Annotated in this window: 10 protein-coding genes; all 10 read left to right on the top strand. The window is 67.7% G+C overall.

The features are described from left to right. Positions 1–612, top strand: coding sequence for a hypothetical protein (locus OG453_RS44565; protein ID WP_266874553.1), 612 nt, complete (start codon positions 1–3; stop codon positions 610–612). A 118-nt stretch (positions 613–730) separates the two neighbouring features. After that, the gene (locus OG453_RS44570) at positions 731–2,398 is read left to right on the top strand and encodes a hypothetical protein (protein WP_266874554.1); all 1,668 of its coding nucleotides are present in this window, start codon (positions 731–733) and stop codon (positions 2,396–2,398) included. 13 nt (positions 2,399–2,411) lie between these two features. Beyond that, positions 2,412–2,792, top strand: a complete 381-nt coding sequence (locus OG453_RS44575; protein WP_266874555.1) for a hypothetical protein — start codon at positions 2,412–2,414, stop codon at positions 2,790–2,792. Between the two features lie 85 nt (positions 2,793–2,877). Then, positions 2,878–5,130 (top strand): hypothetical protein, encoded by a 2,253-nt coding sequence (locus tag OG453_RS44580; RefSeq protein ID WP_266874556.1) that lies wholly within the window; start codon positions 2,878–2,880, stop codon positions 5,128–5,130. A 135-nt stretch (positions 5,131–5,265) separates the two neighbouring features. Beyond that, complete coding sequence (locus OG453_RS44585; RefSeq protein ID WP_266874557.1) at positions 5,266–5,733, top strand: hypothetical protein; 468 nt, start codon at positions 5,266–5,268, stop codon at positions 5,731–5,733. A 579-nt stretch (positions 5,734–6,312) separates the two neighbouring features. Next, positions 6,313–6,573 (top strand): hypothetical protein, encoded by a 261-nt coding sequence (locus tag OG453_RS44590; RefSeq protein WP_266874558.1) that lies wholly within the window; start codon positions 6,313–6,315, stop codon positions 6,571–6,573. 144 nt (positions 6,574–6,717) lie between these two features. Beyond that, on the top strand, positions 6,718–7,401 hold the full coding sequence (locus OG453_RS44595) for a hypothetical protein (RefSeq protein ID WP_266874559.1): 684 nt from the start codon (positions 6,718–6,720) through the stop codon (positions 7,399–7,401). Positions 7,402–7,948: 547 nt separating this feature from the next. Next, on the top strand, positions 7,949–9,475 hold the full coding sequence (locus OG453_RS44600; protein WP_266874560.1) for a ParB/RepB/Spo0J family partition protein: 1,527 nt from the start codon (positions 7,949–7,951) through the stop codon (positions 9,473–9,475). Between the two features lie 34 nt (positions 9,476–9,509). Then, positions 9,510–10,427, top strand: coding sequence for a ParA family protein (locus OG453_RS44605; RefSeq protein WP_266874561.1), 918 nt, complete (start codon positions 9,510–9,512; stop codon positions 10,425–10,427). Positions 10,428–10,752: 325 nt separating this feature from the next. Beyond that, positions 10,753–12,387 carry a DUF2637 domain-containing protein gene (locus tag OG453_RS44610; protein WP_266874562.1) on the top strand — a complete coding sequence of 545 codons (1,635 nt, stop codon included), beginning with the start codon at positions 10,753–10,755 and terminating at the stop codon, positions 12,385–12,387. The last annotated feature ends 185 nt before the right edge of the window (positions 12,388–12,572 follow it).

Below are 12,572 nucleotides of genomic sequence, written 5' to 3' on the forward strand. Positions count from 1 at the left end.
GTGCCATCCAACGACGATCAGCAGTTCATCGAAATTATCAAGGGAAATGGAATGAGCACCCCTCAGGAAAGCGCCGGGCACGGGCCATACGGTTCCCCGCAGGCAACACCCAAGACGGGCCTGACGCCACGCGGGAAGGCGGGAATCGCTATTAGCGCGGCCATCCTTTCCGGCGTCGGGATCACCTGGTTCCAGTCGAATGCAGCCGATCAGGCCGCGCAGGAGGCAAAAACTCAGGAGATTGCGCTGCAGAAAGACCGCCTGGAGCTGGAGCGGCTCAAGGAATTGAACCGTGCGGACGCGATCGACCGAAAGGACCAGACGACCGCGCAGAGGACCCGCCAGGCGTCCGTCGACGCGTGCGTGAAGAGCAACGCCAGCAAGGTCGGCAAGGGCTACGGTGCGCCTTCCCAGAGGGACATCGTGGATGACTGCCAAGCCCAGTACCCGACCTCGGAGGACGGCTCCGACATGGCGGCAGCCGGATCAGCCAAGGACGCCGGCGCCGGGGACGGCGTAGAGCTGAACCAGGGCACCCTGATCGGCTTCGGCGCTGGCGCGGCGCTCGTCGGGTACTTCGTCATCCGCGGCCGCAAGGGCAACGCAGCGTAGTTACTTCCTACTTACTTCCCGGCTCGAGAACCCCGGATCAGCACTCCCATGCGAGGGGCTGCCTGCGGTTTTGGGGCGGGAGGTAAGTAAGTAGGAACTCCAGAGAGTGAGGAGTGCGATGGCGACCGACACGGTCCCTGCGGCCGAACCAGGCCCGAACGACCCACCCGACAGCAACCTCCCCGGCGGGCCCGTACGGGGACTGATCGCGCAGGCGCTCGCCGCCGAAGAGGTCGCCCGGCCCGTGCCCGACCAGGGAAGTGCCGCGAGCACCGACGGGGGCGGAGACAGTGACACCCACAGCGCCCCGCCCGGCGTCACCAGTGCCGCCTACCACGCACCGGACGAGGGCGGTGAGGAGAGCACCCAGGCCGCCGGATCGCGGTACAAGCAGAGTGTCTGGAAGGAGCTCTGCCTGGCCGGAGTGAAGCGCTGGGCTAAAGGCGGCGGCACCGAGAACAAGCGCTTGGACTTGCAGAAAGCGCAGGCCCAGGCGAACCAGACCAAGACGGCCAAGACGGTCACGATAAGCAGTTCCGGAGGACTCCCATCCAGGGGCGGAAGTGGCGGCGGATCGGCAGCCCCGAACGGAAAGTCCATGGGGAGTAAATCCCCCACGGGCGGGACGGAAAAGGGGCCCAAGAATTCCCGAACGGATTCCCGCCAGGGCCCTTCAGGGCGCTCAGGTTCCGGTTCCGGAGCGAGTCCGGTAGGAAGCGGAGGAGGTGGCAAAGGAAACCCCGGAAAGGATGGGCCCAAGAACGGTGGCGGCAAGTCCCCGAAGAGTTCCAAAGGGGACGGACGCATCGACGGATCCGGGGGCGGAAAGAACGGACACTCCCCCGGCGCGTCGAAGGGGAAGGACGGCTCCGGTTCGTCCGGGGGCGGCAAGAGTACGAAGGAAAAGGACACCGGCTCCGGGAAGAGCGGCGCCAGCGGGTCCTCCCCGGGCGGCGGCCCGGCGAGGAAGGGCAGCTCAGGCAAGAACGGCGCGGCCGGCTCGAAGGGCTCCAGCGGTGGATCGGGACCCGGCTCGGCCGGCAAGGACGACGGCAGGAACGGCAAGCAGCCGCTGACGGGCGCCGACGGTAAGCCCTACGACACCCAGAAGTCCCGCGAGACGGGTCACGGCGACGGTGTCCGCGCGAACAGGGTCTACGGCCACATCAAGGCATACGGGCGCGGCGTGAAGGACGGCTGGGGCGACCAGGAGGAGGTCCGCAAGAAGGACGAGCAGCGCCTGGACCAGGCGCACGCGACGTGGCAGCAGGACCAGGCGGAGAACGAGAAGGAGGAGCAGGGCATGGGCAAAGCGGCCGTAGCAACGCCCCTTGAGGTCAAGAAGATCGACGCGTCGAAGCTGACCCTGGGCAACGGCAAGAGCCTCGAGCGCAAGGAAGTCCGTACGTACAAGGGCTTCCAGCGGCGTCTGGAGGCGAAGTCCGCGGCCATGCAGCAGGTCGCCGAAGCCACCAAGGCGCTCCAGGCCGCCGCCGAAGAGCAGGCCAAGGAGATCCAGCAGCTCGTAGAGGACGCGAAGGGCGTCAAGGGCGGCGAGAAGCTCATCGGCCACCTGGAGAAGCTCGTGGAGAGGGCCACGATCCAGGCGGGCAAGGCGGAGGAGCTGCACAAGCGAGCCGTGAGGGCCGCAGACGCCTGCAAGGCACTCATCGCCAACATCGAGACCCGCTACCAGCCGCTCTACCAGGCGATCGTCGACTCCGATGAGTCGACCTCCCCGGAACTGCGGTTCTTCCGCGACGCCGGATACACCAAGGCCGCCTAGAAGGAGATGGACCATGTCCGACCTCACGTACAAGGCGCTCGTCGCCCAGGTGAACGCCTACGAGAAGAACCTGGCCAAGAGCGCGGAGCAGATCCGCACCCAGGCAAAGATCATCGACGATGACGCGCAGGACACTGGCCGCGTCGCCGACCAGATCGCAGGCAAGTCCGTCGACCCCGAAACGGTCGGCGAGACCCGCGACCTCATGAAGATCACAGCCGGAGTGTCCGAAGGCGCCATCGAGTTCGCCGCCGCCGCCGACGACACGTCCAAGCAAGCCAAGGCCTCCGCCGAGCAGGCGAAAACCACCTACGGCGGCCTGCAGGAGGCCATGGACCGCTCGACCCTCATCGGCAAGTACGACATCAGCGCCGACTGGCTCCAACAGGAATAGCCGCGAAGGGCGGGGCCCACACGACCTGGGCCCTGCCCTCCCCCACCCACACGGCCATGCCGCAACCCCGCAAGGAGAAACTCCCGTGTCCACGAACACCACGGCGCGCGCAGCGTCGACGGAGCGCACGGTCGCCCTCACCACCTCCGCCGCGCCGATCGCCGTCGGTGCTCTGGCCCCGATGCTCGGCGGGTCCGCCGCCGTCGTCGGCCCCCTGGCCTTCCTGGCGGGCGGCACCTTCCTCGCCGCGAACTACATGGGCACCATCCCCAAGGCCGTCATGGACCAACTCCCCGCCAGCGACGTCCTGTCCGCGCACCGCTCCACCCTGTTCCTGTCCTCCGTGACCAGCGGCCTGGCGCTCAGCATGGGCACGACCCTGGGCGCACAGGGCACGGACGCGCTGATGGCGGGCTTCCTCACCCTGCCCTCCGTGCCCGGCATCCTTTCCCTGGGCTGGTGGGCCGCGGTCGCCCTGGCCCCGTACAAGCTGCGAAAGGTGCTGGGCCGACAGAAGAAACAGGCTCCCGTGCCGCCGATTCCGGTGAACGCCCCGAACCTGCCGCCGACCGAATGGCAGCTGATCATGCGGGCCTGGGGGGAGCACATCTCCCACCCCGACAACGGCACGAACAAGAACCAGGTCCTGGGCGACCTCGTCGTCCGCCCCAAGCAGTGGACCGGCACGATCACCGCACCCGCCGGCGTCGCGGTCAACGTGACCGCGGAGACGGTCTCAAGCGTCTTCCGCGTCGACGCCCGATGGATCAAATTCGCACCAGGCGCCCACGCCGGACAGCGGCACATCACCGTGAACCTGACGGCCCCCGCCGAACTGGACACGAGCACCCTGCAGGGCGCCTGGGCCAAGTGGGTCGCCCCGTCCGTGATGAAGGGCTCCCACCTCGAAGACGTCCAGGCCGACCCGATGACCGGCGGCGAGGTCGCCCAGGTCGTCGCCGACGAGGACACCCCGCGCCTGCTGACCCCCTCACAGGAGGACCTCGCCGGGGCACTGCGCACGACCACACTCCTGTGCTCCTACTCCCGCGTGCCGGGCAACCCCCGACTGGGAACGATCCGCAAGATGCAGCACAACCCACTCGAAGAGGGTGTCCCCTTCCCCGGCCTTCACGTCCTGAAGGCCTCCAAGGGCGGCTACGTGCAGATCGGCCGGCACGTGAGCGGCCGCCCAGCCCGGCTCCAGTTCACCGACCCGGTCCTGGGCGCGCGCCACATCTTCGTCGCCGGCGTCACCGGCTCCGGCAAGGGCGGCCTGTGCCAGATCATCGCGCTGGCCGACCACGTCAACGGCCACGCCATCTTGTACAGCGACCCCAAGGGCTCATCCAACCCGGACATCGTCGACATGGCCGCCTACTCGGGGCTAGGCGAAGAGGGCTGCGTGGGCGGACTCCGCGTCGGATACGCCCTGATGAAGTGGCGCATCGCCCAGTCCGCCAGGCTCGGCATGAAGAACTTCATCGCCACCCCGGAGCGGCCCTGGGTACGCATGCTCGTCGACGAGGCACACGTCCCACTCACCGAACTCGACGAGTACCGGCGCGAAGCAAAGATCATTCTGGAAGCCATGGGCGCCAAGAGCCGCTCGTTGGGTATTCCGCTCGGCATCGTCAACCAGGCCATCAACGCAGACAAACTCGGCGGCTCCACCGGCCTTCGGACCAACCTGATCCAGGGCGGATCGCTCGTCCTGCTGCGCACCGACTCCGACCAGTCAAACCTCGCCTCCACAGGCTTCGACGGCATCGACCCCGGGCAGATCCCCGCAACCTGGGACGTCGAAGAGCCCCTGGTCTTCACCGAAGACACCGTCCTAGACGACCCGCGCTCCACCTTCGGCCTGGGCTACACCCTGGGCCCCGGCGGCGCCGCGGAGATGATGCGGACCTTCATCCTGGAGCGGGCCAAGCCCTACGTGAACCCGGACGAGGTCGCCTACCCCGCCGACTGGCCGGACTGGCACAACCGCCACGAGATCGCCGCGACGCCGATCACGGGCGACGACGACGAGGACAGCAGGCCATCCTCGTACGCGGGCGTGGACGTCCCCAAGACCAAAACCGCAGCGGAGAAGATCCTCGAAGCGTTCAAGGAGATGGGCGGCGCTTTCGACTACGTCGACAAGAAGGATCTGGCAGCCCTGCTCGACCTCGAAGACTCCACCCTGGGCAACACCCTCACCGCCCTGAAGCGCAAAGGCGAGATCCACCTGGAGATCATCGACGGCAAGGAACAACGTGGCCGCTACGCGCTCGGGGCCGACCCCTCAGCGCTCGAAGACGACGATGAGTCCAACGAGGACCTGGCGGCCTAGCCCGTCCCGCGACCGCGGCCGACCCCGCGTCACACCCTTCCACTGACGAACCTCAGTGCCGTCCCAGCCGCTTCACAGGCCGGGACGGCGCCGAGGCACGGACAGCCCGGCCTGTGACACGAATCGGAGATTCCCATGACCGAGCTCCACGACCACCCCCACTCCGGCCCGCAGGACGAATCCCATGAACTGCTCCGGGCCCTGTTACGCCTCGTGCTCCCATACAGCGCGAAGTTCGCCGAACAACAGCGCACAGAAGCCGAACTCGCCGCCCAGCGCCACGTCTGCAGCTCGTACGCGGCCACGCTCGGCTCCGTGCTGGAGCAGCACAACTGGACCGGCAGCCCCGCACAGTTCAACCCCGACACACCGCCGAGCGCACACGTCGACCTCGGCCATGGCCTCCACCTCCACCACACCGTGCACACCGACGACCAGGGAAGCACGCGCCACGTCCTCACGCTGATCGCACCATGCGACAGCGCACCCGGCTGCCGCGGCGCCACCTTCGAACTCCGAGACCAAGACGACCTGATCGTGACGCTCGCAGACCTGCACACCAGGGGCGACCTCGCCGCGCACGGCAGTAACTGCACGAGCTGAATCCCCTCACGGGTGTGCACGACGACCACGGCGGCACCGCCGAACCGACATGAGCGGGCTGACCGCATCAAGTGATGCGGTCAGCCCGCTCCGTTCACGACGAGGGAGAACTCCCGCATGCCTCAACTGCCCATCAGCGTCGAACGACTGGCCCTATCCGGCATGCTCCTGGCCACGTTCGGCGACTTACATCCCACCTGTGACCACTGGTCTATCGCGGCAAAGACCATGTCCACCATGCCGAGGGTCTCGGTCCCGTGGCCCGTGACCGCGACCGGCGGTCCTCCGTTGAGGGGCATCGGTGTCGCGGCCGTACGGCGTCACCGTCTCGCCCCGCGATTCGCTCTTGTAGGTGGTCACTGATGACCTCCATCGACCAGATCGCCACCCTGGCGACGTTCGGCTCGGTCTGGGCCGTGCTCTCTGTCGGCCACAACCTCGCGGACCACGTGATCGGGCAAGACCGACCACCAGGCCGCAGGAAAAGCCGCGCCGTCGACCGCCGAGATCGCCGGTGGCGCCAGTCCGAGGCAGGGCTGGGGCGCGTGCCTGGGACACGTCACCCAGTACCACCTGGTGATGGCCGTGATGCTGACGATCGTCTGGGCTGTTCTACCGCTCCAGATGTCCTGGTCCGGCCTGGTGGCGGGCCTTGTGGTGTCGGCCGTGACCCACGCCTTCCTCGATCGCCGATGGCCAGTCCGCTGGCTCCTGGAACACATCGGCTCCAAGGGATTCGCCGAACTCAAGGCAGCCGGGATGAACGGCATGTATCTCACAGACCAAGCCCTCCACCAGACCGCGCTGCTGGCATCCGCCCTGCTGATCACCGTGGTGTGACATCAGCGGCGGGTGCAGGGGGGGCGACGCCCTGGGCGTCTCCCCCCCCTGCACCGACTGCCCTGCGGCCACTGATCCTCACAACGCCGACAACGGCCTCGCCCTCCGCTGGCACACCCCGACCCGTGAACAGGAGCTCACTCGATGAAGCGCCGCCTCTTCCGCCGCTGTGGCCACACGCCCGGCCCCTTCTCCTCCGAGGACCAGGTCGTGGTCGACGCGTACCGCGCGATGCTTGCCGCGCTGCGCGACCCGGAGCTCTGGACGCCCGGCAGCGCGCAGGATGTCGCCCTGAGGGTCGGCCCGTTCGTCGAGCGCGCTCACCCGCGCCCCGGCGACGACCATGGTCCCGACCTGATCGCCGTCGCGCTGATTCACCCCGACACCCCGCAGGCAGCGGCCTACCTCCAGGGCCGCAAGCTCGGCTACACCGGACGGGGGTGGCTCCGCTGCGAGACGGCCGCGATCCTCGGTGTCTGGCAGCCGGTCTACGCGACGCTCACCCACGCCGCAGCAGGCCTGGACCTCCCCGACGACGTCGGTATGCCCCCGGCCCACTACGGCATTCACGTCGAAGCCCGCTGCGAGGACGACACCAGCCACACGCTCCTCCGCCTCGGCCCATACACCCAGACCCGGCACGCCGAATACGATGTTCGCTTCCTCAATGCCGAGTTGGAGGGCCGGGCGGCCCCCGGCGAGTCCAGGTTCACTGCCCGGGCGGTGGGCGCGCCATTCGACGTCAGTAGTCACGAGAGCTACAGCGACCCGTACGCGAACGACGCCGCCGAGCTCCTAGCCGTCGCCGTCGAAGGAGCGAGGGCGTGACCACCACGATCGCGTGTGAGATCGAGACCAGTGAAGTCGACGACGGGATTGCCCACTTGGCTGTCTGACCCACGATCGAGTTCGGCGAAGGCCTGCAGCCCCTGCAATCGCAGGGGCTGCAGGCCTTCGTTCGTTTCAGGGCACCGGCGGTGAGGCGAGCCCGCGGTGCTGCAGGGCCCGCCGAGCCCCACCTGGTCATGCACCGCAACCGCCGCTTGCGAGCAGGCCTTTCGGTCTCTCTGTGCAAATCGGCAAAAAAGCGACCGCCAGAACGGGGGTGTACGTGGCTGAACGCGAGGGGTCCGGCATGGCCGGTCATCGGAGGCAGAGATCGGCCGCCAGCGGGCCGCACAGCGCCTTTCGCCTCGCTCGGTAGCGGAATCAAACCCACGGATGCACTAATGACGTCCCCTTGATGTTCCGTTGAAGGCTCGGGACGTCAAGTGGGCGCGGGGTGAGGTGCCGTTTCTGCCCCGTGCCGCCTGCTACTGGTGGCGTGAACGCTAGGGTTCGGTGCATCGGTAGTTGCACCATCTCGGAGGACCTTATGACGACGCCGGCTCGCCGCAAGCCCAAGCGCAACAAGGGTGGCGGAAAGCTCAACGAAGCGCGCACCGAGGCTGGCGTCGGTAGCCCGGAGGCCCCTGCTGCTGGTCCTACCGGGATTCACGCGCTGGAGCCAGAGGACGGCGAGCTCTTCGAGCACGACCCGGCTGACGTCGGCCCCAACCCCATGAACCGCCGTCTCGCGCTGCGGAACATGGACGAAATGATCGACAGTGTGACGCGGCAGGGTGTACACACGCCCGGCGCTGCCATGCACACCAAGCTGTTCATGGAGCAGTACCCGGAGTGGGCCGAGCAGGTCCAGCACCCGGAACGCACCTTCATCCTCGGGCCCGGCCACCGGCGCCACGCCGCAGCACTCGCGGTAGGTAAGCCGATGCTGTTGATCCTGCGCGACAAGTGGGCCAAGGACCGTACGGTCGAAGAGAATCTGATCTCCGAGAACAACGACCGCGACGACCTCTCCCCCATTGAGCAGGCCCTCCAGCTCGATCTGCTGCGCCAGCGCGGCATGACCGGCGAGCAGATTGCGGAGCGCTCCGGCTACGGCAATCGCGGCACGGTCAGTAAGTTCCTCAACCTGCTGGACCTCCCCCAGGAGATCCAGACAGAACTCCACGAGCGCCGGTTGTCGCTCAGCGACGGGTACGCCCTGTCCACAATCAGGGACGCGGACAAGAAGAACGACACCGAGGCTGCGCACGAGCTCCAGCTGCGAGCCTTCGGCTGGATGCGGGACGAGGGCATCACCGCAGAGGCGGCGAAGAGCCGACTCAAGGTGCAGTCGACCGTGTTTCCTGCGGGAAACACGAAGATCGAGGCGCCCGGAACATCCGAGGCCGATCGGGACGGGCAGCGCGACTCCGACGATGTTTCCCGCGGGAAACACGAAGGGGGCGAGACGGAGGCCTCCGGCCAGCCTGACGGAGCCGACTCCGAGGCTGACGCTTCGTCGTCGGTGATCCCGCACCAGAGCACGGGCGAAGGCGACGACCAGGAGCAGCAGGGCCCGGACGCTGAAGGAACGGGAGCCAGCTCGAACGAGGGTGAGCACCAAGAGGAACAGGATCAGCTCGCGGCGGCTAAGCAATCGGCGGAGCGCCGCAGCCTCGCTTGCCAGCTGCTGCTCGCGCAGGAGAAGTACGCCAGCGCACCCGATCTATCGGCGCTGCTGGTCAAGGCCGTCCTCAATCCGATCGAGTGGAAGAACGCCGCCGCTCTCGCCCACTCCTGGCTCCGCGAACTAGGGAAGGGATCGAAGGCCGAGCGGCGGCCCTCTGCCTACTTCACGAAGATCTCCGAAGGCGACGACGCGAACCTCCAGCGCCGGGCCGCGTTCGCGATCGCCCTGGCCGCCAACGAGGTGCACGCCACCGAGAACGCCCCCGATTGGGACGACCGCGACCGGGCCCACCTGAACTTCCTCATCACCAACAAGGCCGTCGCGTACGAGCCCACCGCGTACGAGCAGGAGCTCCTCGGGCTGGTCTCCTCCGAGGCGCAGTGACCGCCGCTCCCTTCTCGCTCCCCCGGAGATATCCATGACATCCAGCACCGTGCTCGAAGCCCGCACCAGGGTCCTCGAGAAGACCCGCGTCCTGGTCTTCGCTCTCAAGGCCGGCGGCACCGCCAAGACCAGCTCTTGCACCAGCCTTGCCGCGATCCTCGGGGCCCGCGGCTACAAGGTCCTCGTCATCGACCTCGACCCCCAGTGCAACTCCAGCCAAGTACTCGGGTTCGGTAGGTTCCGCCCCGAGCAAAAGGGCATCACTCACGTGATGAAGGAGGAGGTCCAGCTCCAAGACGCTGTCGTCCAGGCCCGCTACCTGGTCGACGACATCGACCCTGAGGACCCCGACGCCGCGTACGAGCCGATCGAGAATGTATTCATCGTGCCCGGCAACGTCGACGACCCCGACGTCGACGAAACCGAGCGGCTCCTCAACGACCCCAAGTACGCCGATTCCTACTGGATCCGCGACGGCCTGGCCGACATGGACGGCCAGTGGGATGCCGTCCTCATCGACTGCCCTGCCACCTACGGCCGCGCTACCGTCACTGCGTTCGTCGCCCTCGACAAGAACGTCGACGGCGAGGTCGTCCCCCCGATCCTGTGCACCTTCAAGGAGGGCGGCGCCCTGGTCCGCCTCGAGAAGAAGCTCCAGGAGATCAGGGAGCTGCGGAAGTACGCGGTCAAGGGCATCCAACCCGAGATGCGGCATGTCCTGGTCTGCTGCGCCCCCAACTCCTCCTTCGGTACTAAGGAACACTTCCGGACTCTGGGCGAGATCGAGGAGGCATACGCCGACGTCCTGCTGCCGCTCGTCCACTGGTCCGGCGAAGTCCCGAAGATCTACAGGGACGAGTGCCCCGTGCCGATCCTGGCCCCGAACAGCATGCCCGCCCAGGAGTACAACAAGGTCGCCTCTGCACTCGGCTTCCCCCAGCGCGCAGGCTGACCTCTCGACAGATCGACATGTTTCCTGCGGGAAACACGGAGGGCGGCACCAGACTTGGTGCCGCCCTCCGTGTTCTCGACTCGACTGTTGTCCGTGGACAGGGCAGGGAACCCAGTCCGACGTGAGGCGCCGACCGGCGCTGACCAACTTGCGTGGGGGCGTCCAGTCGGACGTGTACTCACCGGCACTCAGCCGAGTGGAGCGGGAGAAGTGATCTTCGTCGTGTGGGGTGCTCGACAGCGTCGGGACCTGCCTTGCATGACGTGCCTGTGAAATTGTGATGGCTGCTCAGTTGTGTGGTTCGAGTAGGGGAGTGACAACAGAAGTGGCTGAGGGGAACGGCCGGGCTGCCATCCTGCTGACACGCACGCACCGAATACTCATCGGCGTGGTCGTCGCCGGTGCGGTCGTCATCGCCGGTATCGGTTTCGCGGGGTCGTACGCGGCCGTGCGCGAGCTTGCCGAGAAGAAGGGCTTCGGCAGCTTCTCGGTGGTTTTCCCGATCGGCATCGACGCGGGCATCTGCGTCCTGCTGGCGCTCGACCTCCTCCTGACGTGGATCCGTATCCCCTTCCCGCTCCTTCGCCAGACGGCGTGGCTGCTCACGGCGGCGACGATCGCGTTCAACGGCGCGGCGGCCTGGCCGGACCCACTGGGCGTGGGCATGCACGCGGTCATCCCGATCCTTTTCGTGGTGGCCGTGGAGGCGGCGCGGCACGCGGTGGGCCGGATCGCGGACATCACCGCGGACAAGCACATGGAGGGCGTGCGCCTCACCCGCTGGCTCCTCTCCCCCGTGCCCACCTTCAAGCTGTGGCGCCGCATGAAGCTGTGGGAGATCCGTTCGTACGAGCAGGTCATCCAGCTGGAGCAGGACCGCCTGATCTACCAGGCCCGTCTCCAGGCCCGCTTCGGCCGCTCCTGGCGCCGCAAGGCTCCCGTGGAATCGCTGATGCCGCTGCGGCTCGCGCGCTTCGGCGTACCGCTGGCGGAGACGGCGCCCGCGGGGCTCGCAGCGGCGGGCATCGAGCCGACGCGGCGCTCGCCGAGCGGTCGTGCAGAAACCCCTACCGCCGTCACGGCCCCGGAGGTTGAACGCGAGCAGCTCCAGGCGCCGGAGCAGCAGCCGGCTAAGGCGGGCGTTGGGGAGGCTTCGCTGCCAGAGCCGTTGCCTCTTCAGGCCACGACGCATGAGTCGTACGTCGCCGTCACGCCGGTCGACGATGCGGAACTTGAGGGCTACGGCGAGGCGTTCCGCGCCTACGTCAGCCAGTACGGCGTGGCTCCCACGGGCCATCAGTTCGGCTACTACCTCATGGACACCTACGGCGTAGCCGGCACTGACGGTCGCCCGTTCTCGGATGGCGAGCTGCGCCCCCTGCTGCAGATCCTTCGGGAGCGAGAGGTGGGCGCCGGCCTGGTGGCCGAGGAGCAGAGTGCGAGCGGTCCGGATACGTCACCGGCACCGATGGGTGCGATGGCGGCCACCGCCGTCGCGACTGCGGCAGCAGAGCCGCATGCCTTCTTCGGCGCACCGTCCGCTGAACCGTCCCGTTCCCCGGAGCCGGTGGCCACGTCGCTGCCCGTGGCCACCGCCGAGTCATCCGCTTTGCGGATGGCGGGCGGGAACGCGGAGGCAGCTCCGGCATCGGCCGGAGCGGCTGAGGAATCCGCCTCGGCTCCGAGCGACGGTGAGACTGACTTGGCGGTGGCCGGCCAGCTTGCCCTGCAGCCGGAGCCGTCACCCGAGGAGGCGGAAACGGTGCCGGAGGACGATCGGGTCCGTGCGGCGGTGGAGCTGCTGCGCGCCGAGCCGACGATGAGCGGAGCGGCGATCGGCCGGAAGCTGAACCTCTCGGAGCGTACGGCGCGGAGGGTGGCCGGTCAGGCGCGCGCCTTCATCGATGAGCAGGAGCGAGCGACGTACCGGCCGCTGCAGTCGGTACCGAATCAGCGCTAGAAGCCGGCTATCGCTGGCCGGTTGCTTGCGGATTCAACCAACCGGCCAGCGTGTAGTCCCTGCGATTGGCCGTTGGATGTCCAGCGATGAGTTGGCCGATCAGGCCGGATCGGCCACCGGCCATGGCCGATCCCGCAGCACCGGCCATCACCGATGACCACGCACGAGCAGGCTCCTGGGCCTCC

Source organism: Streptomyces sp. NBC_01381 (assembly GCF_026340305.1).
Taxonomy (GTDB): Bacteria; Actinomycetota; Actinomycetes; order Streptomycetales; family Streptomycetaceae; genus Streptomyces.